Origin of the sequence: Sphingomonas silueang, assembly GCF_040049155.1 — a bacterium.
In the GTDB taxonomy this organism is placed as follows: domain Bacteria; phylum Pseudomonadota; class Alphaproteobacteria; order Sphingomonadales; family Sphingomonadaceae; genus Sphingomonas; species Sphingomonas silueang.
Genome location: NZ_JBDZDK010000005.1, coordinates 73,118 through 95,532, shown reverse-complemented (window position 1 = coordinate 95,532; position 22,415 = coordinate 73,118). Strand labels below are relative to the sequence as shown.

25 protein-coding genes are annotated in these 22,415 nt (G+C 68.4%); 13 read left to right on the top strand and 12 right to left on the bottom strand.

The genetic code is table 11. The annotated features are described in order from the left end of the window. Positions 1–52: 52 nt before the first annotated feature. Both ABLE43_RS07175 and ABLE43_RS07170 read left to right on the top strand, forming a co-directional pair. On the top strand, positions 53–2,917 hold the full coding sequence (locus ABLE43_RS07175; RefSeq protein WP_348977800.1) for a M16 family metallopeptidase: 2,865 nt from the start codon (positions 53–55) through the stop codon (positions 2,915–2,917). Between the two features lie 11 nt (positions 2,918–2,928). Then, the gene (locus tag ABLE43_RS07170; protein ID WP_348977799.1) at positions 2,929–3,231 is read left to right on the top strand and encodes a hypothetical protein; all 303 of its coding nucleotides are present in this window, start codon (positions 2,929–2,931) and stop codon (positions 3,229–3,231) included. A gap of 256 nt (positions 3,232–3,487) precedes the next feature. Here ABLE43_RS07170 and ABLE43_RS07165 read toward each other — a convergent pair whose 3' ends face one another. Further along, positions 3,488–4,771 (bottom strand): NAD(P)/FAD-dependent oxidoreductase, encoded by a 1,284-nt coding sequence (locus ABLE43_RS07165; protein ID WP_348977798.1) that lies wholly within the window; start codon positions 4,769–4,771, stop codon positions 3,488–3,490. Positions 4,772–5,093: 322 nt separating this feature from the next. Here ABLE43_RS07165 and ABLE43_RS07160 point away from each other — a divergent pair, with 322 nt between their 5' ends. Beyond that, positions 5,094–5,729 carry an outer membrane protein gene (locus tag ABLE43_RS07160; RefSeq protein WP_348977797.1) on the top strand — a complete coding sequence of 212 codons (636 nt, stop codon included), beginning with the start codon at positions 5,094–5,096 and terminating at the stop codon, positions 5,727–5,729. A gap of 156 nt (positions 5,730–5,885) precedes the next feature. Here the strand turns inward: ABLE43_RS07160 and ABLE43_RS07155 are convergent, their stop codons facing one another. Continuing rightward, positions 5,886–6,194 (bottom strand): hypothetical protein, encoded by a 309-nt coding sequence (locus ABLE43_RS07155; protein ID WP_348977796.1) that lies wholly within the window; start codon positions 6,192–6,194, stop codon positions 5,886–5,888. A gap of 167 nt (positions 6,195–6,361) precedes the next feature. Here ABLE43_RS07155 and ABLE43_RS07150 point away from each other — a divergent pair, with 167 nt between their 5' ends. After that, on the top strand, positions 6,362–6,697 hold the full coding sequence (locus tag ABLE43_RS07150; protein ID WP_348977795.1) for an HNH endonuclease family protein: 336 nt from the start codon (positions 6,362–6,364) through the stop codon (positions 6,695–6,697). A gap of 356 nt (positions 6,698–7,053) precedes the next feature. Here ABLE43_RS07150 and ABLE43_RS07145 read toward each other — a convergent pair whose 3' ends face one another. Further along, on the bottom strand, positions 7,054–8,103 hold the full coding sequence (locus ABLE43_RS07145) for a ribonucleotide-diphosphate reductase subunit beta (RefSeq protein WP_348977794.1): 1,050 nt from the start codon (positions 8,101–8,103) through the stop codon (positions 7,054–7,056). A 130-nt stretch (positions 8,104–8,233) separates the two neighbouring features. Then, entirely contained in the window at positions 8,234–8,413 is a 180-nt protein-coding gene (locus tag ABLE43_RS07140) for a hypothetical protein (RefSeq protein ID WP_348977793.1), read from the bottom strand. A gap of 74 nt (positions 8,414–8,487) precedes the next feature. Between ABLE43_RS07140 and ABLE43_RS07135 the strand changes: the two genes are divergently transcribed. The 4 genes from ABLE43_RS07135 to ABLE43_RS07120 all read left to right on the top strand — a co-directional run bounded on the left by ABLE43_RS07135 (position 8,488) and on the right by ABLE43_RS07120 (position 12,208). Then, the gene (locus ABLE43_RS07135) at positions 8,488–8,763 is read left to right on the top strand and encodes a DUF2171 domain-containing protein (RefSeq protein ID WP_348977792.1); all 276 of its coding nucleotides are present in this window, start codon (positions 8,488–8,490) and stop codon (positions 8,761–8,763) included. 355 nt (positions 8,764–9,118) lie between these two features. Continuing rightward, on the top strand, positions 9,119–10,045 hold the full coding sequence (gene ubiA / locus ABLE43_RS07130) for a 4-hydroxybenzoate octaprenyltransferase (protein WP_348977791.1): 927 nt from the start codon (positions 9,119–9,121) through the stop codon (positions 10,043–10,045). A gap of 38 nt (positions 10,046–10,083) precedes the next feature. Further along, positions 10,084–11,430 carry a TldD/PmbA family protein gene (locus ABLE43_RS07125; protein ID WP_348977916.1) on the top strand — a complete coding sequence of 449 codons (1,347 nt, stop codon included), beginning with the start codon at positions 10,084–10,086 and terminating at the stop codon, positions 11,428–11,430. Then, positions 11,423–12,208 (top strand): 3'(2'),5'-bisphosphate nucleotidase CysQ, encoded by a 786-nt coding sequence (locus ABLE43_RS07120; RefSeq protein ID WP_348977790.1) that lies wholly within the window; start codon positions 11,423–11,425, stop codon positions 12,206–12,208. Before ABLE43_RS07125 ends, ABLE43_RS07120 begins: the two co-directional genes overlap by 8 nt. Before the next feature lie 111 nt (positions 12,209–12,319). Here ABLE43_RS07120 and ABLE43_RS07115 read toward each other — a convergent pair whose 3' ends face one another. The 6 genes from ABLE43_RS07115 to ABLE43_RS07090 all read right to left on the bottom strand — a co-directional run bounded on the left by ABLE43_RS07115 (position 12,320) and on the right by ABLE43_RS07090 (position 15,568). Then, positions 12,320–13,411, bottom strand: coding sequence for a DUF5694 domain-containing protein (locus ABLE43_RS07115; protein ID WP_348977789.1), 1,092 nt, complete (start codon positions 13,409–13,411; stop codon positions 12,320–12,322). A 66-nt stretch (positions 13,412–13,477) separates the two neighbouring features. Next, positions 13,478–13,699: a DUF4170 domain-containing protein gene (locus ABLE43_RS07110; RefSeq protein WP_348977788.1), complete on the bottom strand. Its 222-nt coding sequence runs from the start codon at positions 13,697–13,699 to the stop codon at positions 13,478–13,480. Between the two features lie 166 nt (positions 13,700–13,865). Continuing rightward, a complete protein-coding gene (locus tag ABLE43_RS07105; protein WP_348977787.1) occupies positions 13,866–14,297 on the bottom strand; it encodes a hypothetical protein in 432 nt (143 codons plus the stop codon). Then, entirely contained in the window at positions 14,294–14,620 is a 327-nt protein-coding gene (locus ABLE43_RS07100; RefSeq protein WP_348977786.1) for a hypothetical protein, read from the bottom strand. Before ABLE43_RS07100 ends, ABLE43_RS07105 begins: the two co-directional genes overlap by 4 nt. Beyond that, a complete protein-coding gene (locus tag ABLE43_RS07095; protein WP_348977785.1) occupies positions 14,617–14,952 on the bottom strand; it encodes a phage holin family protein in 336 nt (111 codons plus the stop codon). Before ABLE43_RS07095 ends, ABLE43_RS07100 begins: the two co-directional genes overlap by 4 nt. A gap of 7 nt (positions 14,953–14,959) precedes the next feature. Continuing rightward, on the bottom strand, positions 14,960–15,568 hold the full coding sequence (locus ABLE43_RS07090; RefSeq protein ID WP_348977784.1) for a hypothetical protein: 609 nt from the start codon (positions 15,566–15,568) through the stop codon (positions 14,960–14,962). A 143-nt stretch (positions 15,569–15,711) separates the two neighbouring features. Between ABLE43_RS07090 and eno the strand changes: the two genes are divergently transcribed. Both eno and ABLE43_RS07080 read left to right on the top strand, forming a co-directional pair. Continuing rightward, the gene (eno, locus tag ABLE43_RS07085) at positions 15,712–16,986 is read left to right on the top strand and encodes a phosphopyruvate hydratase (protein WP_348977783.1); all 1,275 of its coding nucleotides are present in this window, start codon (positions 15,712–15,714) and stop codon (positions 16,984–16,986) included. 298 nt (positions 16,987–17,284) lie between these two features. Further along, positions 17,285–18,199 carry a hypothetical protein gene (locus tag ABLE43_RS07080; RefSeq protein WP_348977782.1) on the top strand — a complete coding sequence of 305 codons (915 nt, stop codon included), beginning with the start codon at positions 17,285–17,287 and terminating at the stop codon, positions 18,197–18,199. A gap of 7 nt (positions 18,200–18,206) precedes the next feature. Here ABLE43_RS07080 and ABLE43_RS07075 read toward each other — a convergent pair whose 3' ends face one another. Then, positions 18,207–18,935, bottom strand: coding sequence for a hypothetical protein (locus ABLE43_RS07075; RefSeq protein WP_348977781.1), 729 nt, complete (start codon positions 18,933–18,935; stop codon positions 18,207–18,209). 66 nt (positions 18,936–19,001) lie between these two features. Continuing rightward, on the bottom strand, positions 19,002–19,370 hold the full coding sequence (locus ABLE43_RS07070) for a tRNA-binding protein (RefSeq protein WP_348977780.1): 369 nt from the start codon (positions 19,368–19,370) through the stop codon (positions 19,002–19,004). Positions 19,371–19,433: 63 nt separating this feature from the next. Here ABLE43_RS07070 and ABLE43_RS07065 point away from each other — a divergent pair, with 63 nt between their 5' ends. The 3 genes from ABLE43_RS07065 to ABLE43_RS07055 all read left to right on the top strand — a co-directional run bounded on the left by ABLE43_RS07065 (position 19,434) and on the right by ABLE43_RS07055 (position 22,373). Then, positions 19,434–19,790, top strand: a complete 357-nt coding sequence (locus ABLE43_RS07065; protein ID WP_348977779.1) for an FtsB family cell division protein — start codon at positions 19,434–19,436, stop codon at positions 19,788–19,790. Positions 19,791–19,882: 92 nt separating this feature from the next. Continuing rightward, positions 19,883–20,932 carry a pyruvate dehydrogenase (acetyl-transferring) E1 component subunit alpha gene (gene pdhA, locus ABLE43_RS07060; protein ID WP_348977778.1) on the top strand — a complete coding sequence of 350 codons (1,050 nt, stop codon included), beginning with the start codon at positions 19,883–19,885 and terminating at the stop codon, positions 20,930–20,932. A gap of 1 nt (position 20,933) precedes the next feature. After that, positions 20,934–22,373 (top strand): pyruvate dehydrogenase complex E1 component subunit beta, encoded by a 1,440-nt coding sequence (locus ABLE43_RS07055; protein WP_348977777.1) that lies wholly within the window; start codon positions 20,934–20,936, stop codon positions 22,371–22,373. Positions 22,374–22,415: the final 42 nt, after the last annotated feature.

Sequence of the window (22,415 nt, the reverse complement as noted above, 5' to 3'; positions counted from 1 at the left end):
TGCGCCATACACCTTGCCCATTCCGATTATCGATATCGATGGGGGTTTGCGAATGCTTCGTACCTTGGCGTCCGTCCTGCTGGCTTCGAGCGCGCTGGGGGGCGTGCCCGCGCTTGCCCAGACCAACCAGCCCGCGCCTCCGCCGGTGAAGGCCGCGCCGCTCTCCGCGCTCGTCGCGCCGGTCAACATTCCCTATGAGAAGTTCACCCTGCCCAACGGGCTGACCGTCATCACCCATACCGATCGCAAGGCGCCGATCGTCGCGGTGTCGGTATGGTATGACGTCGGCTCGAAGCATGAACCGGAGGGCAAGACCGGCTTCGCGCATCTGTTCGAGCATCTCATGTTCAACGGTTCGGAGAATGCGCCGGGCGATTTCTTCGATCCGCTGCGCTCGATCGGCGCGACCGACCTTAACGGCACGACCAGCTATGACCGCACCAATTATTTCGAGACGGTGCCCAAGCCCGCGCTCGACCGGGCGCTGTTCCTCGAATCCGATCGCATGGGCTATCTGCTCGGCGCGGTGACGCAGGGCGTGCTCGATGAACAGCGCGGCGTCGTGCAGAACGAGAAGCGGCAGGGCGACAACCAGCCCTATGGCCTCGTCCGCTACAAGATTACCGAAGGTATCTTCCCGCAGGGCCATCCCTATCGCCACTCGGTGATCGGTTCGATGGCCGATCTCGATGCCGCCAGCCTCGAGGATGTGAAGTCGTGGTTCCGCGGCCATTACGGTCCGAACAACGCCGTCCTCGTGCTCGCGGGCGACATCGACGCCAAGGAAGCGCGCCCGCTGGTCGAGAAATATTTCGGCGCGATCCCGAAGGGCCCGGAATCGGTCCTGCCGAAGATCGACGTGCCGACGCTCGCCGCGCCGGTCCGCGAGGAGATGAAGGATCGCGTCGCCGCGACCATGATCATGAAGGTCTGGCCGGTGCCGGGCCTGAACGATCCCGATTCGCCCGCGCTCGACGTGGCGATGGGCGCGTTCGGCGGGCTGGCCTCGTCGCGGCTCGACAATGAACTGGTCAAGCGCGAGAAGCTGGCGGTGCAGGTGTCGGCGGGCGTCCAGTCGCTGTCGCAGGCGGGCATGCTGATCGTGCGCGCGGTCGTGCGGCCGGGCGTCGATGCCAAGCTGGTCGAGGCGAAGCTGGACCAGATGATCGCCGACTATCTGCGCACCGGCCCCACCGCCGACGAAGTGGCGCGGGTGGTCACGACCAACGTGTCGCGGACGATCAGCGGGCTGGAATCGGTCGGCGGCTTCGGCGGCAAGGCGGTCGCGCTGGCGCAGGGGGAGCTCTATTCCAACGACCCCGGCTTCTACAAGAAGGAGCTGACCGCGATGGCCGCCGTCACCCCGGCGCAGGCGAAGGCGGTCGCCGCCAAGTGGATGTCGCGCCCGGCGTACACGCTGGTCGTCGTCCCCGGCGCGCGCGAGGGCTATGAGGAGGCCAAGGCGGTCCCCAAGGTCGCCGACACCAGCAAGCCGACCCCGGCGAGCGCCGAAGGCCCGGCCAAGGGCACGCGCGGCACCATGCCCGGCGTCAGCGACACCGGCGGGCAGCTTCAGTTCCCGCAGGTGGTACGCAGCCGCCTGTCGAACGGGATGGAACTGGTCTATGCGCAGCGCACCGCCGTGCCGGTGACGCAGGTGTCGCTGGCGTTCGACGCGGGCATCGCCGCCGACGTGCCCGGCAAGCTCGGCACCGCTGGCATGACGCTCGGGCTGCTCGACGAGGGTACCACGACGTACAACTCGATCGCGCTGGCGGAGGCCAAGGAGCGCCTCGGCATGTCGACCGGCGGCGGCAATTCCGCCGACCAGACCAATGTCGGCTTCGATGTGCCCAGCGCCAATCTCAACAGCGCGACGATGCTGTTCGCCGATATGCTCAAGAACCCGGCGTTCGACCCGGCGGAGATCGAGCGGGTGCGCGGGCAGACGCTGGCGCAGATCGGCCAGCAGCGCACCAGCCCGCAGGGGCTGGCCGACATGACGCTGCCGCCGCTGCTCTACGGCACCGATTCGCCCTATGCCAAGCTGGCGGCGGGCGTCGGCGATCCGGCGGCGGTCGCCTCGCTCAAGCGCGAGGATCTGCTGGCATGGCGCCAGGCCTGGCTGCGTCCGGACAAGGCGAAGGTGTTCGTCGTGTCCGACCGGCCGCTGGCCGAGGTGCAGGCGGCGCTGAACGCGGCGCTGGGCGACTGGCGCGCTACCGGCACGCCGGGCACCAAGACCTTCCCGGCGCAACGCGCGACGACGACGCCGAAGATCGTGTTGGTCGACCGGCCCGATTCGCCGCAGTCGCTGATCGTCGCCGCCGAGATGACGCCGCTGAACGCGAAGTCGGACACGCTGGCCGCCACCACCGCCAACACGGTGCTGGGTTCGGGCTTCCTCAGCCGGATCAACATGGACCTGCGCGAGGCGAAGCACTGGTCCTACGGCGCGGGCGGCGGCTACCGGCTGATGCAGAATGCGGTGCCCTATGTCATCACCGCGCCGGTGCAGGCGGACAAGACCGGTCCGGCGATCGCGTCGCTGCGCGAACAGATCAGCGGGTTCCTCGGGGCCAACGGGGTCACGCCGGTCGAATTCCGCCGCTCGATCGACGGCGAGACGCGGCAGCTTGCCGGAACCTATGAAACGTCCGGCGCGGTGCTCGCGGCGATGCGCAGCAACGACTTCCTCGGCCGTCCGGACAGTTACCAGGCGACGCTGCCGCAGAAGTACAAGGCGCTGACCCCGCAGCAGCTCGACGCGGCGGCACGCGCGACGCTCGACCCCAATCGCTTCGTCTATGTCGTGGTCGGCAATGCCGCGACCGTCCGTCCGCAGCTTGACGCGCTCGGCCTGCCGGTGGAGGTGGTGAAGCCGCAGGCTGCCGCGGCCGGAACCGGCGGCAAGTAAGGAGAGCGACGATGGCGAACGTGGATGGAAGCTGGGATACCGTCACCAAATCGCCGATGGGCGACCAGCAGGCGACGCTGAGCGTGAAGAGCGACGGGTCGACCTTCACCGGCGCCTATTCGGGGGTGATGGGATCGGTCCCGATCACCGACGGCAAGGTGGACGGCGACAAGCTCAGCTGGAAGGTCGCCATCGTCGTGCCGTTCCCGATGACGCTCGACTGCGAGGCGACCGTCGAGGGCGACACGATCAGCGGCACCGTGGGCGCGGGCGCCTTCGGCAGCTTCCCGATGGCGGGATCGCGCGTCGGCTGATGGCTGGTTGACGGACGAGGGACGGCCTGTCCGCAGGAATGCGGGCGGGCCGTCTGCGTCTCGGGCTTTTGCCCTCGCTGACAAGGATTTCTGTACGAAAGTCCAAGGTCAGCGCTTGATCCTGCCGTACCCCCGCGCAGGCGGGGGTCCAGAGCCAGGTAGAACAACGGCTTGCGTCCGCGGCTCCTGGACCCCCGCCTGCGCGGGGGTACAGAAAGGGACTTTCGCAGAGGAATCCTGACAAGGGAGGGGAGCTTCAATCCTCCAGCACCGGCGGTCGCGGCTTCTCCCCCGGTTCCGGCGCATAGCCGGTCAGCAACCGTGCGCCCCGGCCATAGGTGAACCACGACCACGACCAGTTGACGTACACCGCCACCCGGCTGCGGAAATCGACCAGCAGCATCAGGTGGACGAGCGACCACGCCAGCCATGCGACGAAGCCCTTGAGCTTCATCCCCGCGATCTCCGCCACCGCGCGCGAGCGGCCGATCACCGCCATCGTGCCGTAATCGCGGTAGCGGAACCGGTCGGGCGCCTGCCGTCCGGCGATGCGGGCAGCCAGCAGTCTGCCGACGAACGCCCCCTGCTGCTTCGCGACGGGCGCGAGGCCGGGGAGGGGGCCGTCGCCGCCGTCGAAGCTCGCCACGTCGCCGATCGCGAAGATTTCGGGATGGCCCGGCACCGAACAATCGGGACCGACCTTGACCGCGCCGTTGCGCGCGGCGTCCGCGTCCAGCCATTTCGCCGCCGGACGCGCCGCCGTGCCCGCCGCCCACACGACGGCGGCGGCATCGATCCGCTCCTCGCCCAGCGTCAACCCGTCGGCGTCGATCGCCTGCACCGCCGTGCCGGTGCGCACCTCGACGCCGAGCGATTCGAGCGCGCGCTTCGCCGATGCCGACAGCGCGGGATCGAACGCGCTCAGGATGCGGTCCCCCATCTCGCACAGGATCACCCGGCTGGCGCGCGGGTCGATGTGCGCGAAGTCGCGGGCGAGCGTGGTGCGCGCGAGTTCGGCGATCGTTCCGGCCATCTCGACGCCGGTCGGGCCGCCGCCGACGACCGCAAAGGTCAGCAGTTGCCGTACCTGCGCCGGATCGTCGCACTGCTCCGCCCGCTCGAACGCGCCGAGCAGCGCGGCGCGGATCGCCAGCGCATCGTCGATCGACTTAAGGACATAGGCATGGTCCGCCCAGTCGTCGTTGCCGAAGAAGCTGTAGGCCGCCCCGGTCGCGAGGATGAGATGATCATAGCCGATCCGCCGCCCGTCCGACAGGCACAGTTCCCGCGCGTCGACGTCCACGCCGCTCGCCTCCGCCATCAGCACCCGCACGTTGCGCTGCCGCCGCAGCAGCGCGCGGTTGGCGGTGGCGATATCGGCGGGCGACAGCGCCGCGCCCGCGACCTGATACAGCAGCGGCTGGAACAGATGATGGTTGGTCCGGTCGATCAGCGTGATCTCGGCATCGCTGTTCCTCAGCGCCTGGGCAGCGGCGATCCCGCCGAAACCTGCACCGACGATGACGATCCGCTGGGCCATGCGCCTGCGCTCCCCTGTCCTTGCGTCCGCGGCGGACGAAGCCTGCCGCCCCCGGAACAACTCGCGGCGCAGCATAGGTTTCCGTGGTGCCTGTCGCCGCATCGCAGCACCGCTGTGGCCATGTTGCTACCCAAATTCGGGCAGTCTGCCTTGGTTCGTTCATCCGGGCGACAGATACCGTTGCCGTGGTGCAACAGGTTCCGCCTTCCGTATCCAATATGTCTGGCGCGATGCAACAACCCACCGGCCACGGGGTTCAGAGGGGCCACGGCCAAACCGGCGCGCGTTCGATGCCGGGGTCGTTAGTACGAAGAGGTTATGTATGCGTACGCTTATCACTGTCGCCGCCGCAGCCGCCGCGTTCGTCGCCGCGCCGGCCTTCGCACAGGATACCACCTATGCGCAGGATCCCGCCGCCCCCGCGACCACCGAGCCCGCCCCCGCCGTGCGCGCACCCGACGGCACCAGCGGCATCGGGTTCGAGCCGTACGTCGCCGTCATGGGCGGCTGGGAGCAGTTCGATTCCGAGCGCACCAAGGCCGGTATCCCGCTGGTCCCGCGCAACGACAAGCTGAACGGCGCGCTGGTCGAGGGTATCGTCGGCTTCAACGTGCCGCTGGGCCCGGTGTTCGTCGGTGCCGAGGGCAGCGTGTCGAAGGGCGTGTCGGGCGACATCGACTGGGATTACGGCGCGGCGGGCCGGTTCGGCGTGCGCGCCGGCGACTCGGGCCTGATCTACGGCAAGGTCGGCTATCGCTGGGTCAATTTCGACCGGTTCGGCAACGACAGCCGCGACTATCACGAGATGACCTATGGCGCCGGTTTCGAGGTCGGCCCGAAGGACATCGGGCTGGGCGGCATCACCGGCAACTCGGGCGTCCGCCTGCGCGGCGAAGTGTCGACCTTCGGTTCGGCGCACAGCTTCCGCCCGATGCTGGGTCTGACGACCCACTTTTAAGCGACGGTTCGGGCGGGTCCGGCGTATCGGGACCCGCCCCGGTAATTGCGTAACGGAAACCCCGGGCGGCGACGTCCGGGGTTTTTCGTTGGGCGTGAAAAAAGGCCGCCGGGCGCGAACCCGGCGGCCTGTTCCCCGTAGGACGTGGGGGAGCGCTTATTCCTCGACCGTGACCCGGCCGTTGCGCACGATCATGCCGCGTTCGGCCATTTCCTTGCGGAAGTCGTGTTTCGCATCGGCGATCTCGCGGCGGTATTCGGCCCACGCATCCTCGCGCGAGGCGGCATCGTCGGCGCGGGCGAGATCCTTGCGCAGTTCGCGCTTCGCTTCGGAGATGTCGGTCTTGTAGTCGAGATAATAGTGGTTGTAGTCCGAATAGACCGGTACGCTGCGCGGGCGTGCCATCGACGGGGTGGCGGTCAGCGCGGTTGCGGTCGCGGCGATCAGCAATGTCATGCGGTTCATGGGGTTTCTCCCTTTTGCCTTAACTTGCCGCTGCTCAACCATTGTACGCTGCGGACGGTTCCTTCATCTGGCGTTCATCTGCGGGGCGGGGCCGGGAACTGCCGCTCCACTTGCGATCGTCCGGTCGGATGCCGATATTGCTCGATACGGCGACGGGAGCGATCGGCATGGCAGGACGGGTGAAGCGCAAGGCGGGGCTCGCCGCTGCCGAAGCGCTGGCCGCGCGGGCGGCGGAACCGGTCGTCTGCGCGCTGTGCGGCCGGGTGATCGGCACGCAGGTCGAATGGCACCACCGCGTGCCCAGGAGCGAGGGCGGGCGCGAGACGGTGCCGGTCCACCCGATCTGCCACCGCACCATCCACGCCAGCGCGACCAACGCCGAACTGGCGGGGCCGCTGGCCGATCTCGACGCCTTGCGCGCGGTCCCGGCGGTGGCGCGGTTCGTGGCATGGGTGGCGGACAAGCCCGCCGACTTCCGGGTGCCGGTGCGGCGGGGGCGGTAACGACCTGTCGTCACTCCCTCGGAGGCGCGAGTCCATAGGCGCTGACGTTGCGGTTTCAGTATCACCGACGGTGGTTATGGCTTCCCGCCTGCGCCGGAATGACAGCAGGTAAGCAAAACGCCTTTCCTACACCACCCGGACCGTGACAGGCTCTCGCCGGTCTTTCCCAGCGTCGATTCCACACACCGTGTCTTCGGCTTCGCGACACATCCAAAAACACCGTCACGAGTGTAAAGTTTGTATAGTTTGGAGCCGGCACGGGCATAGCCCGTGCCGTCGGTCGGCGCTTTCCGCGCCGCCGGCCGGCCGCGCCTGTTGGCGCGGGGCAGCGTATGCCGCCCCTTGCCCGGCGCGGCTCACTCCGCCGCCACGCCCCCGAACATATCCCCCATCCCGCTCGCCTCCTCGGTGGCCACCGGCAGCGCCTTGGCCTTGCGGCGCTTGTCGAAGCCGTCCCACACCTCGTTCCAGTTGCCGCGGGTCGCCGCCTTGGAATATTCGGTCGCGCGCTGCTCGAAGAAGTTGGCGTGCTCCACGCCGTTCAGCAGCGGGGCGAGCCACGGCAGGGGGTGTTCGTCGATCAGGTAGATCGGCTTGAGGCCCAGTTGCCCCAGCCGCCAGTCGGCGATGTAGCGGATATACTTCTTGATCTCCTTGGCGGTCATGCCGTGGACCGGGCCCATCTCGAACGCCAGGTCGATGAACGCATCCTCCAGCCGCACCGTCGTCTGGCACATGTCGGCGATGTCGTCCTTGACCGACTTGGTCAGGCAGTCGCGCTCCTTGGTGAAGGCGTGGAACAGGCGGATGATGCCTTCGCAGTGCAGGCTCTCGTCGCGGACCGACCACGATACGATCTGCCCCATGCCCTTCATCTTGTTGAAGCGCGGGAAGTTCATCAGCATCGCGAACGACGCGAACAGCTGCAACCCCTCGGTAAAGCCGCCGAACATCGCCAGCGTCTTGGCGATATCCTCGTCGGTATCGACGCCGAAGTTCTGGAGATAGTCGTGCTTGTCCTTCATCTCGCTATATTCGAGGAAGGCGCCATACTCGCTCTCGGGCATGCCGATGGTGTCGAGCAGGTGGCTGTACGCCGCGATGTGCACCGTCTCCATGTTGGAGAAGGCGGCGAGCATCATCTTGATCTCGGTCGGCTTGAAGATGCGGCCGTATTTCTCGTGATAGCAGTCCTGCACCTCCACGTCCGCCTGGGTGAAGAAGCGGAAGATCTGGGTCAGCAGGTTGCGTTCGTGCGGGGTCAGCTTCTGCGCCCAGTCGCGGCAGTCCTCGCCCAGCGGCACCTCTTCGGGCATCCAGTGGATCTGCTGCTGGCGCTTCCAGAAATCGAACGCCCAGGGGTATTCAAACGGCTTGTACTGCTTGCGGGCTTCGGTGAGCGACATGGGGGTACTCCGGGGAACGATGAGGTTGCTTTGAATCTTGGTGCTCCCGCGTAGGCGGGAGCCTAGGGTCGCGAACGTCGTCGCTTGTGGCTCTGGACCCCCGCCTTCGCGGGGGTACGGTCGGATCGGTTCATGGCGCGCTGCTCCACGACCATTGCGCGATCCCAAAGATCGTCAGGATGATCCCGAGCGCCAACCCCATGACCCCGACCATGCCGTGCGCATAGCGGCTTTGCGGCGTCGCGCGCGACTTGAGCCGCAGCAACAGCCGCAGGCCTGCCACGCTCGCGACCAGAGCAAGCGCCAGCATGATTATCACATTCCGGGTCATGCGACCAACGGCGGGGACGTGCGTTTCACCGCCGCCCCCAACGGAGGATTATCATGGCCGATCTCAGCAACATCAAGGAACATGCCGAAGTCATCGGCGCCGACGGCGTCCATGTCGGCACCGTCGACCGGGTCGAAGGCGACCGGATCAAGCTGACCAAGAAGGACAGCGGTGCCGAGGTCGAGGGTGCCGAATCGGCGCATGCCGGGCATCATCACTATATCGACGGCGGCCTCGTCGCCGAGGTCGAGGGCGACACGGTGCGCCTGTCGGCCAACGCCGATGTCGCGGTGACGTTCGAGACCGAGGAGGACGGCACCGCCGTCTGATCCCAAGGACCGATGCCGAGGGGAAAGGGGGCCGCGCGCCCCCTTTTTCCTGGGGCGGGCAGCGGTGGCGCACCGGCGATATCGCATGTCTCGGCCAGCCCCCGTGCAGCGTCATGTGGTGAAGGAATCGATGGCGCGCACGCTACGCATAACGCTTCGCCGCCGCCAGCCGAAAATCACGGTTCCCTAGATCGAAATTTTCATGTTTCGGCTATATGTTGATCGCCCCGATGCGCGATGACGCAATATCTGGTGGGCCGATCGTGCGATCGCGTACCCGATATGTTTCCCGAAACGATCCGCCGCACACCGAAATACGCTGTCGTTTCGCGACGCGCCGTGGCAGCAGGGGGCCATGCCGCACCCGCCCCACGCCCCTGCACAGAATGTCGCCGATACCGAGCATCACGGCCTGATCGCGCTGCTGCCTCCGCCCGCGCGCCCCTTCGCGCTGCTCGCGCGGTTCGACCGGCCGATCGGCTGGTGGCTGCTGTTCTGGCCGGGGGCGTGGGCGATCGCGCTGTCGGGTCGCGCGGTCGAGCGGTGGGACATGCTGCTCTGGTTCCTGCTGGGATCGATCGCGATGCGTGGCGCGGGCTGCGTCTACAACGACATCGTCGATCGCGACCTCGACCGGCAGGTGGCGCGCACGGCCAGGCGACCGCTGGCGAGCGGCGCGGTGTCGGTGAAGGCGGCGTGGGTGTGGCTGGTGGTGCTCAGCCTGATCGGCTTCGTCGTGCTGCTGCAACTGAACTGGACCGCGGCGGTGGTGGCGCTGGCCAGCCTCGTGCTGGTCGCGGCCTATCCGTTCATGAAGCGGATCACCTGGTGGCCGCAGGCGTGGCTCGGCATGGTGTTCTCCTGGGCCGCCCCGGTGGCATGGGCGCAGATGGCGGTCGGCGACTGGCCGGTGCTGGCGCTGCTCTATGCCGGGTCGATCGCATGGGTGATCGGCTACGACACTATCTACGCCTGCCAGGATATCGAGGACGATGCGATGGTCGGGGTGCGATCGTCGGCGCGGGCGATGGGGGCGAAGGTGCGCCCCGGCGTGACGCTGCTCTACCTCGTCGCCATCGCCTGCTGGCTGGGGGCGGTGTGGCGGGTATATCCCGCCGTGCTGGCGCTGGTCGCGCTGCTGCCCGCCGCGCTGCACCTGTCGTGGCAGGTCGCGACGCTGCGGCAGGGCGACGGCGCGAACACGCTGCGCCGGTTCCGCAGCAACCGCGATGCCGGGCTGCTGGTGTTCCTCGGCCTGCTCGTCGTCGGGCAGGCGGCGTGAGCGTTGCGCGCGGGAGCCACGCTTCCCATGTCGGCACGATGCTGACCCCCGCCATTGCCGCCGATCGTGCCCATGCCGCCACCCGGCGCGCCCGTGCGCACGGTGCCGATGCGGCGGATGCGATCCTCGTCGCCGATACCGTGCTGGCGGTGTCGGTGCGGCTGGGTGCGCTGGAGGATGTCGAGCGGTCGGAGGGGGCCGAACTCGGCCTGCGCGCCTTCGTCGGCGGACGATCGGCGAGCGTCTCGACCTCCGACCTGTCCGACGCCGGGCTCGATGCACTGGCCGAGCGGCTGGTGGCGATGGCAAAGGCCGCGCCCGAGGATCGCTGGGCGGGCCTCGCGCCACAGGAGCGGCTGTTGCACGGCGCGCCGCCGCTGCTCGACCTCGACGATGGGGGCGAGGTGTCGCCGCAACAGCTGCGCGAGACGGCGATGGCCGTGGAGGATGCCGCGCGCGCCGTCACGGGCGTGACCAATTCCGAGGGCGGATCGGCCAGCGTCAGCCGCGCGATCGTCGCGCTCGCTACCAGCCACGGCTTCGCGCAGGGCTATGCCGTCACCAGCCACGGCCTGTCCGCCAGCGTCGTCGCGGGGCAGGGTGACGGGATGCAGCGCGATCATGCCCATCACGCCGCACGCCACCGCGCGATGCTCGAATCGGCGGCGGAGGTGGGGACCCGTGCGGGCGAACGCGCGGTGGCGCGGCTGGGGCCGGTGCGGATCGACGGCGGGGTCATGCCGGTGGTGTTCGACCCGCGCGTCGGATCGAGCCTGATCGGCCATATCCTTGGCGGCATTTCCGGCCCGGCGATCGCACGCGGCACCAGCTTCCTGCGCGACCGGCTGGGCACCGCCATCCTGCCGACGAACCTGTCGATCCTCGACGATCCGCACCTGCCCCACGGCCTGCGCTCGCGCCCGTTCGACGGCGAGGGACTGGCGGTGTCGCCGATGGCGCTGGTCGATCACGGGGTGCTGGAGACATGGCTGCTCGACAGCGCATCGGCGCGGCAGCTGGCGCTGGCGCCGACCGGCCATGCCTCGCGCGGCTTGAGCGGTCCGCCGGGCGTCACTACCGGCAACGTTCATCTAGCCGGGGGCAGCGGCAGCCGTGACGCGCTGATCGCCGACATCGACCGTGGCGTGCTGGTGACCGAACTGATCGGGCAGGGGGTGAACGGCGTCACCGGCGATTACAGTCGCGGCGCATCGGGCTTCCTGATCGAGCGCGGCGAGATCACCCGGCCGGTGTCGGGCATCACCATCGCGGGCAATCTGCGCGACATGCTGCTGAACCTGTCGGCGGCGGGCGATCTGGAGTTCCGACAGGGGGTCAATGTCCCCACGCTGCGCGTCGCGGCGATGACGGTCGCCGGTGGCTGACGCGGCGCTGCTGGCGCGCACGACCGCGATCGCGGGGGAGGCGGCGGCGCTGGCGCTGACGCAGTTCCACGGCGACTTCGCGACATGGGAAAAGGCGCCGGGCAATCCGGTGTGCGAGGTCGATCTGGCGGTCGACCGGCTATTGCGCGACCGGCTCGAAGCGCTGCTGCCCGATGCGGGCTGGCTGTCGGAGGAGACCGCCGACGATGCGGTGCGGCTGGCGCGGCGGCGGGTGTGGATCGTCGATCCGATCGACGGCACGCGCGACTATATCCGCGGGCGCGACGGCTGGGCGGTGTCGATCGCGCTGGTCGAAGACGGACAGCCGGTGCTGGGCGTGCTCCACGCCCCGGCGCGTGGGCAGTTGTGGACCGCGACGGCGGGTGGCGGCGCGTTCTGCAACGGCGAGCGCATCGGGGTGAGCGGGCGCACCGCCTTCGACGGCAGCCGGACGCCGGTCGACGCGCTGGCGAAGATCGACCGCGATCTGGCCATGGTGGTCAAGCCCAATTCGATCGCGCTGCGCATGGCGATGGTGGCGAACGGCGAGGCGGATTTCCTCGCCACGCTGCGCTGGGGCAATGAATGGGACGTGGCGGCCAGTATCCTGCTGGCGCGGGAGGGCGGCGCGACCGTGACCGACGCCATCGGGCGCAAGCTGCGCTTCAACCAGCCGCGCCCGCAATTCTTCGGGGTGATGGCGGCGACTCCCGGCATCCACGCCGCCGCGGTCGAGCGGGTGCGCGAGCGGGCGATCGTGGCGCTCGGGCGGCGGTAGGCGTCGAGGCCGGATCGTTCGTGCCGGGCGCGGTCGAAACACGATGCACGGCACCTGCGGCACGTCCCTCGACTTCGCTCGGGACAAACGGCAGGAGATAGATTCCTCCCCTTACCGCAGCACCGTCGCGCTATCCACCAGCCGCACGTCGTGCATCTGGTTCAGATACGCCTCGTAATATCCCTTGTGCGACGCCCCGACGATCGCGAGCAGCCGCGTGCCCGGTCGCTGTGCCAGCACGTCGCGGATGTTGGCGACCATCCGCAGGTTGCGCACCTCCCAATAGCCGAGATAGCCGCGCCCGAAGCGTTCGGGCGACGGCTCCATCATCGCCGCGCCGAAGTCCGACGGGAAGACCAGCGCCTGCGTCTCCGGCGCGTTGTACGCGCGGTAGAGTGCGAGCACCCCGCCGGGCTTCGCCAGGTCGGCGGTCAGCGCGTTGTCGATCGTCCTGCGGCGCTTGCTCGCCGGATTGTCCCACGCGCGGGTGATCGCGGCCTCATATCCCTTTTCCTGCTCGGGCGGCGTCGGTGAATCGGCGCTGTGATCGTCGACCGACCACAGCCGCTCCAGCCCCAGCCGCGCGGCGAGCGGCGCGGAGATCAGTGTCGTCTCGTTGCGCTGGACGCGGCGGCGCTCCAGTTCGGTGACGAGCGGTTCGGGGAAATCGGGCGCGACACGCCGTTCGGCGATCGGCAGCCGCAGCCACTGGACCAGCGCCGACCCCGGCTCCCCGGCGGCGAGGAACAGCGCGGCGAGGCGGCGGCGCTGATCCGCCGTCGGTGCCTTGGGCCATGCCGCGAGCAGCTTCTCGGCTTCGGCAGTCGCGGCGGGTACGTCCAGCCCGGTCGCCTGCGCGCCCGCGGTGGTCGACGGGCAATAGTCGAGCGTGCCTTCGCCATAGCGCCGGGGATAGCGACGCAGCATGTCGCATTGCAGCCCCGAGAGATCCTCGGTCGCGATCGCTTCCGGTCGCCATGCCGCCAGCCGGTCGATCAGCGGTTGCAGCAGCGCCGGATCGAACCCCCTGGGCAGACCCGACAGATGCGTCGTGCCAAGCACGAGCACTTCGTTGGCGGGGCCGGGCGGCGGTCCCTTCATCCGATCGGGACGGAAGGCCGGGCGATATTCCTGCGCCGCCGCAGCGGCCCCCGCCGTCAGCAACGCGCCCGCGACGATCCCCGCCAACAGCCGTAGCACCATGTCGCTTCCCCCATCCCGTCCACTACGACTGTGTTAGTCGCATAGTACGGATCGGAGCAAGCGCGATCAGGCCGCGGGCAGTTCCGGTTGGAGCAGGCGGTGGAGATGCACCACCACATATTTCATCTCGGCATCGTCCACGGTGCGCTGCGCTGCGGCACGCCAGGCCTTTTCGGCGCTGGCATAGTCGCCGAACACGCCGACGATATCGATCGCCTTCAGGTCGGCGAAGTCGAGCGTCCGGGGATCGGTCACGCGGCCGCCGAAGACGAGGTGGAGTTTGCTCATGGTCGCTCCCGCACTGCAAAAAAGATACGCCCCGACCGCATAGCGGACGGGGCGCAGCCTTCAACCCATAAGTTGGGACGGATCGGAGTCCGTTTGAAAACTTGCCAAACGGCGAGTTTTGCTGGCGGTACCGCGAAACGCGCCCGGCGCGTTTCCTAACAGTCGATCAGCCCTTGACGGCGGCCTTGCCGCTCTCGGTCGCGGCCTGCACGACGTTGCCGATCACCGAGCGGAGCTGTTCCTTCGCACCGTCCTTGCTGGGCAGTGCGGCGGTCAGCTGCTCCTTGCCGACGTCGCGCGCGGTCGCGGCGGCGGCGGTGGCGGCGGCGGAGATGCGCTTGCCGAGCGGACCGAGCACCTTGGCTTCCTGCTGCGACTTCGGGATCAGCGCACCGGCAAGCGCGCCGAGCGCCAGGCCACCGGCGAGCACGGCGAGCGGGTTCGCCTCGATCCCGTCGGCGGCGCGCTGGGCGGCGTCATGTGCGGCGTCGCTGGTCGCGTGCGCGGCGGTCGATGCCTTCTCGCGGACCGTTCCGGCGGTGGCCGCGGCCTTTTCCTTGATCTGGTCGATGGTGGCGGTGGTGTTGGGGTCGGTCATGCTGCGGTTCCTTGTCCGGGGAGCGTCGGGGGCGGGGGAGCGGCGGGGTCGGGCCGGGGCGGGGCGGGCTGCCTGCGGAACAGCCGCGCGATCCGCTTGCGGGCGAGGATCGCGATCAGGCCGGTAGCGATGCCTGCCGCGACGGCAGGCCGTTCGCGGACGGCGGTGACGCCGTCCTCCGCCTTGCCGCGCAGGTCGTCGGCGATGCCGCCCGCTATCGTCGCGGGGGACAGGCGATGCTTCGCCTCGGCGATGCTGGCCTGCAACCTCGCCCGCTTGACGAGGACGTCGGCACGGGCGGCGGCGAGCGCGGGGGTCGTCATGCGTCGTCTCCCAACGGTGCCGTCACCTGTCTGAACTGGCCGATGGCTGCCCTGGCCAGCAGCGCGGCGACGATCAGCGCGACGACCACCACGATCAGCGTCGCCCAGCCCGGCCCGACCAGCGGGCGCAAGGCGAGGATCGCACCCACCAGCAGGGCGGTGAGCGCGGCCAGCGCGATCAGCACCGCGCCGATGCCGAGGCCCGCCGCGATTCCCGCTTGCGTGCCCCGGCTGGTCGCCACGGTTTTCCACAGCGTCACCTCGGCCTGGACATAGGCCCTGGTATCCGCGACGACGCGGCTGACGACCTGTCCGAGGCCCTCGTCCCCCATGATGCGATCAGACCCGGCTGAGCGGGTCGGTCGGGGTGGCGACGGCGGTGGTCGGCGTCGTCGTCGCAGGAGTCGTCGTTGCAGGCGTCGTGTCCACCCCCGCCTTGACGATGCGCGCCAGCACGAAGCCGAGCGCGGCGGCGGTGCCGATCGCGACCGCCGGGCTCTTGCGCACGAACGCGCGCGCATCATCCAGCAACTCGTCGACATCCTTGTCGCGCAGGCTGTCGGAGAAGCCCGAGATCGCCTGTGCCGCCGACCGGGCGTACTGGCCGTACTGCTCGCCGAGCTTCTCGTCGACGGTGCCCGCGGCGTCTTCCATCAGCTTGGAGAATTCGTCGAGCGCGCCGGTCGCCCGCGCCTTGCCCTCGTCGGCCAGACCGCGCGCCTTTTCGGTCGCCTTGGCGGACAGCTTGCCCGCCTCGTCCTTCAGCGTCTGCTTGGCGCCGCCGACGTTCGCCGCGGTCGTGTCCGCCGCGTCGTCGAAGCTGCTGCTCGCGGGCGTGAAGCCGGTGGTGGTCGTCGTCGGGGTCGCCAGATCGGCGTCGAACGCAACGGCGGTGTCGCTGGTCGTCGGGGACCCGGTGGTGCCGGCGGGCCGATTGAAGTCGGTCATAACGAATCCTTTCGTCGTTTCGCGCTCACAACCATGCGGGCGGCCCTAGGGTTCCGCTTTCGCGCACAGGAATTGCCGCAGGCGCGCACAGCCGATAGAGGGGCCGCGACATCGCCCGATCCGACCATAGAAGGAGTCGTTACGTGACCGCAATCATTCAGGTCCATGGCCGCCAGATCCTCGACAGCCGCGGCAACCCGACCGTCGAGGTCGACGTACTCCTCGAGGACGGCAGCTTCGGGCGGGCGGCGGTCCCCTCCGGCGCATCGACCGGCGCGCATGAGGCGGTCGAGAAGCGTGACGGCGACAAGTCGGTCTATCTCGGCAAGGGCGTGCTGGCGGCGGTCGAGGCGGTCAACGGCGACATCGCCGAAGCAGTGCTCGGCATGGATGCCGAGGACCAGAGCGACATCGACGCGGCGATGATCGCGCTCGACGGCACGGAGAACAAGGGGCGGCTGGGCGCGAACGCGATCCTCGGCGTCAGCCTCGCGGTGGCGAAGGCGGCGGCGGACGCGCGCGGGCTGCCGCTGTATCGCTATGTCGGCGGGGTGTCGGCGCACCTGCTGCCGGTGCCGATGATGAACATCATCAACGGCGGCGAGCATGCCGACAACCCGATCGATTTCCAGGAATTCATGGTGATGCCGGTCGGCGCCGACAGCATCGCCGAGGCGGTGCGCTGCGGCTCGGAAATCTTCCATACCTTGAAGAAGGGCCTGTCGGAAAAGGGCCTCGCCACCTCGGTCGGCGACGAGGGCGGCTTCGCGCCCGCACTCAGCAGCACGATCGACGCGCTCGACTTCATCATGGCGAGCATCGAGCGCGCCGGGTACAAGCCGGGCGAGGACGTGATGCTCGCGCTCGATTGCGCCGCGACCGAATTCTTCAAGGGCGGCCGCTACGAGATGGTGGGCGAGGGCAAATCGCTCAGCCCGCACGAGATGGCCGACTATCTGGCGGACCTCGCCGCACGCTACCCGATCCTGTCGATCGAGGACGGCATGTCGGAGGATGATTTCGAGGGCTGGAAGGCGCTGACCGACAAGATCGGCGACAAGGTGCAACTGGTCGGCGACGACCTGTTCGTCACCAACCCGAAGCGGCTGGCGATGGGCCTCGAGCAGGGCCTCGCCAACTCGCTGCTGGTGAAGGTCAACCAGATCGGCACGCTCTCCGAGACGCTGGAGGCGGTGAACCTCGCGCATCGCAACCGCTACACCGCCGTCATGTCGCACCGCTCGGGCGAGACCGAGGACGCGACGATCGCCGACCTCGCGGTCGCCACCAACTGCGGCCAGATCAAGACCGGGTCGCTGGCGCGCTCGGACCGGCTCGCCAAGTACAACCAGCTCATCCGCATCGAGGAGGAACTGGCGGGCGCGGCGCGCTATGCGGGGCGTTCGATCCTGCGCTGAGCGCGTGAGGGGCGGACTGAAAAGGTGGGGTGTCGGTGAAAACCGGCACCCCTTTTTGCGCTTCCCGGCGAACGCCTTTATCTCGCACCCCGGCGAAGGCCGGGGTCCAGTCAGGTAACGCCGGTAAGGTACGGAAAAATCAATCCAACTGGACTTCGGCCTTCGCCGGGCTGCGGACGGTTCGGGTTCGGTACGCGATCCTTGCGCAGGAAGCCCTTTTTGCCGGATCGACCGTCCGGCAGAATTCGGTATTCGATTCGGGATTGCGGACGTCCCATCGTCTTTTAGTCTCCGCGGCATGCGCATCCTTCCCTTCGCCGTCGCGGCGACGTTCGCCGGTCTTTCGACCGTCCTGCCCCCGGCGGCACATGCCGCCGATAGCTGCGCCGTGCCCGACGGCTGGGCGGAGGTCGTGCGAAGCAATCCACGCTATGTCGTCTTCGGCGAAATCCATGGTACGCAGCAATCGCCTGCGTTCGTCGGCGATCTGGCCTGCGGCCTTGCGACGCGGGGTGAACGGGTGCTGGTCGCAGTCGAGTTGGGATCGCCGTACAACGATGCTTTCCAGGCGGCCTGGCGATTGCCGCCGGTGCAATTCGTGGCGGCGTTGCTCAAGCAGGGCTGGGCCGGGCGGAGCGACGGGGTCGGCAGCGTCGCGATGCGTGACATGCTGGTCCGGCTGCATGCACTGAAAAGCGCGGGTCGCCCGATCGAGATCGTTGCGTTCAACGGTGCGCGAGATGCCGTACAACGTGCGAAGTTCGCCGACCAACCGGGGCAGGGGCCGCATGAGGCGGCACAGGCCGAAAATATCCGCACCACGGCAACCGCCGGTCGCTATGATCGGGTGCTGGTGCTGGTCGGGAACCTGCACGCGCGCAAGGAACCGGTCGAGCGTGGGGGGATCACCTTTCGTCCGATGGCGATGCAACTCGCCCCGGCAGAGCAGGTGCTGTCGCTGAACATGGCATCCGCCGGCGGATCGACATGGAGTTGCCAGATGCGGGGGGATGCGAAGTTTGAACCCGGCAAACCGATCGCCAGCGATGCGATCGAGTGCTCAGGCCATCCGGTACGACCGGATGCGACGATCGACCGTCCGCCGTTCGTGACGCTCCAGCCACTGCCGGGCAGGGTGCGCGATCCGGCCTATGACGGCAGCTTCTGGCTCGGCCCCGTCACCGCATCCCCGCCCGCCGTTCCAGCGGGCTGACGCGCGTTCAGTCGGTGTCCCCCGGATCGCGGAACAGCGCCAGCGTCACCATCGCCGCGATCGCCGCGCGGCGCTCGCCCGTCGCCTGCGGCACGATCAGGCGGCGGTTGCCCAGACCGTTGGTCTCGATCGCGCCGACCGTCTGCCCGTCGGCCCGATCGACGAAATAGCCGATCGGGGTGCCGGTGGGCGAGCGGACCCCCGCGATGCGGTGGCTCGAGCGCAGCGTCAGTTCCGTGCCGTCCAGTTCGATCGTGCCGAGGCGCGGCTCGGCGACCGTCGGCTCGACCGGCAGCAGCGCCGCGAGGTCCATGCCGCCCGCATCCCGCCCGTCGAGGCGATAGGCGCAGGCGAGCCGCAGCGGGCGCAGCACCGTGCCGCTGGTCAGGATGCCGCCGCGCACCTCCCCCTCGACCCGGCCATAGCGGCAGCGGCCCTCGATCCGCCCGCCCACCTCCGGCCCGGCGAGGTCGAACGCGATCGTGCCGGTGCGCTCGATCACCGCCGCGCTCAACTCGCCCCATGGATCGTCGCTCCATTCGCGGGTCGCGCCGATGTCGCGGCGGCGGACATGGCCCTGCGACAGGCCCAGCCGGAAGCTGCCGTTCTCCCATAGCGGGATACCGCTCAGGTCCAGCCGCTCGCCCTGTGCCGGGGCGATCGCATCGAACCCGTCCATCCGCGCCATCGTGCATCCGCCGAGCAGCAGCGCCGCCCCCAACAGCAATCCCCGCATCGCTTCCTCCCGTTCGTTATCGTCGCGCAACGATTGCCTGCCGGGGATTTCGCGGGGCTGAACGGATCAGAACAGCCGCCCGCCGTTCGGCACCGGCAGGTCCGGCGCGAACAGCACCACCGCGCCCGATTCGTCGGGAAAGCCCAGGGTCAGTACCTCCGACACGAACTTGCCGATCTGGCGCGGGGGGAAGTTGACCACCGCCGCCACCTGCCGCCCGATCAGGGCCGCGCAGTCATAATGTTCGGTAATCTGCGCGCTCGACCGTTTGATGCCGAGAACGGGGCCGAAATCGATCGACAGCTTGATCGCGGGCTTGCGTGCCTCGGGATAGGGTTCGGCGGCCAGGATCGTGCCGACGCGGATGTCGATCTTCAGGAAGGTGGCGAAGTCGGTCGGTTCGGCAAGCGTCGCGGGATCGTGGAGAAGGTGCATGTCGGCTCCGGTCGCATGGGTAGCCGCTTGCGTGACGCGCGGCGATGTCCGAGATACGCGCCCATGCCGCGTTCCTCGCCCCTTCGCCAGATGCTTGCCCGCGCCGGATGGCCCGCGCTGGTGATCCTCGTGATCGGCTTCTTCGCCTATCACGCCATATTGGGGCCCAACGGCATCCTCGCGTACCGCGACTATCAGCGCAAACTGGCGGCGCGATCGCTGCAATATGCCTGTCTCGACAAGGTGCGCGCGGAGCTGCGCAACCGCGTGGAACTGCTCGATCCGCGCCATGCCGACCCCGACATGGTCGACGAACTGGTGCGGCGAAAGCTTAATGTCGCCCACCCCGACGAGTTCATCGTCCCCATCGGCACGGAACAGGCGGCGCGCACCCGGTGCGGAATCCGCATCGATGAATGAATCCGGTACGGAATGCCGGGCGTTCGGTTGCGCGCGCGCGCAAATGCGGTCATAGGCGCGGTTCCAGACCATCCTTTCAGGAACGAGGCATCGTGGCAAAAGCACCGGCACCAGGCCGCACCAGCGAACCCGTCATTCCCAATCGCGAACGGCCGGGTGAACCCAAGCGCTACGAAGCGTCGAAGGAAGAGCTGCTGGCCTTCTACAAGGAAATGCTGCTCATCCGGCGTTTCGAGGAGAAGGCGGGGCAGCTGTACGGCCTCGGCCTGATCGGCGGGTTCTGCCACCTCTACATCGGCCAGGAAGCGGTCGCGGTCGGCCTGCAGTCCGCGCTCGAGGTCGGCAAGGATTCGGTCATCACCGGCTATCGCGACCATGGCCACATGCTCGCCTACGGCATCGATCCCAAGGTCATCATGGCCGAGCTGACCGGGCGCGAAGCGGGCATCAGCCGCGGCAAGGGCGGGTCGATGCACATGTTCTCGACCGAGCACAAGTTCTACGGCGGCCACGGCATCGTCGGCGCGCAGGTGTCGCTGGGCGCGGGCCTCGCCTTCGGGCACAAATACGCCGACGACGGCGGCGTGTGCATGGCCTATTTCGGCGACGGCGCGGCGAACCAGGGCCAGGTGTATGAATCGTTCAACATGGCCGAGCTGTGGAAGCTCCCGATCATCTTCGTGATCGAGAACAACCAGTACGCCATGGGCACCAGCGTCAACCGCGCTTCCGCCGAGGATCAGCTGTACAAGCGCGGCGAGAGCTTCCGCATCCCCGGCATCCAGGTGGACGGCATGGACGTGCTCGCCTGTCGCGGCGCCGCCGAAGAGGCGCTGGCATGGGTGCGCGCGGGCAAGGGGCCAATCATCCTCGAGATGAAGACCTATCGCTATCGCGGCCATTCGATGTCGGACCCGGCCAAGTATCGCAGCCGTGACGAGGTGCAGGCGATGCGCGACAAGTCGGACCCGATCGAGGGGCTGAAGCGCGAACTGGCCGCCGCGGGCGTCGAGGAAGCCGAGCTGAAGACGATCGAGGCCGAGATCCGCAAGGTGGTGAACGAAGCCGCCGACTTCGCCGAGAGCGCGCCCGAACCGGACGCCAAGGAACTGTACACCGACGTGCTGGTGGAGAGCTACTGAGATGCCGATCGAACTGAAGATGCCGGCGCTGTCGCCCACGATGGAAGAGGGCACGCTGGCCAAATGGCTCGTCAAGGAAGGCGACACGGTCAAGTCCGGCGACATCATGGCCGAGATCGAGACCGACAAGGCGACGATGGAGTTCGAGGCGGTCGACGAGGGCACGATCGCCCAGATCCTCGTGACCGAGGGCACCGATAACGTGAAGGTCGGCGCGGTCATCGCGATCCTCGCCGCCGAGGGCGAGGATGTCGACGCGGCGAAATCGTCGGGCGGCGGCGAGGCACGCTCGGGCGAGGCGGCGGCGCCGGCGCCGAAGGCCGAGGCGAAGAACGACGACCAGGCCCCCTCGACCCCCGAAGGCACGACGCCGCAGCACGCCGAAACCGGCGCGCGCCAGCTGTTCGACGCCGCCGACCAGGAAGGCGAGACCGCCCCGGAAATCCCCGAGGGGACCGAGATGGTCAAGACGACCGTCCGCGACGCGCTGCGCGACGCGATGGCCGAGGAAATGCGCGCCGACGACCGCGTGTTCGTGATGGGCGAGGAAGTCGCCGAATATCAGGGCGCGTACAAGGTCACGCAGGGCCTGCTCGCCGAATTCGGTCCGCGCCGCGTCATCGATACGCCGATCACCGAATATGGCTTCGCGGGCATCGGCACCGGCGCGGCGATGGGTGGCCTGCGCCCGGTGATCGAGTTCATGACGTTCAACTTCGCCATGCAGGCGATCGACCACATCATCAACTCGGCGGCCAAGACCAACTATATGTCGGGCGGGCAGATGCGCTGCCCGATCGTGTTCCGCGGTCCCAACGGCGCGGCGAGCCGCGTCGGTGCGCAGCATTCGCAGAACTACGGCCCGTGGTACGCTTCGGTCCCCGGCCTGATCGTGATCGCGCCCTATGATGCGGCGGATGCCAAGGGGCTGCTCAAGGCCGCGATCCGTTCGACCGATCCGGTCGTGTTCCTCGAGAACGAGCTGATGTACGGTCGTACGTTCGACGTGCCCAAGCTCGACGATTTCGTCCTGCCGATCGGCAAGGCGCGGATCATGAAGCCGGGCAAGGACGTGACGATCGTGTCCTATTCGATCGGCGTCGGCATCGCGCTGGAAGCCGCCGAGAAGCTGGCGGGCGAGGGCATCGACGCGGAGGTCATCGACCTGCGCACGCTGCGCCCGCTCGATACCAAGACCGTGCTCAAGTCGCTGAAGAAGACCAACCGCCTCGTGGTGGTCGAAGAGGGCTGGCCGACCTGCTCGATCGCGTCGGAAATCGCCGCCGTCGTGATGGAAGAGGGCTTCGACGACCTCGACGCACCGGTGCTGCGCGTCGCCAACGAGGACGTGCCGCTGCCCTATGCCGCCAACCTCGAAAAGCTGGCGCTGATTACCAGCGACAAGGTGATCGCGGCGGTCAAGAAGGTGACGTACAAGTAACGTCGCCGCTACGGCAGCTTGCAGACGCCCGCTCCGCCATCC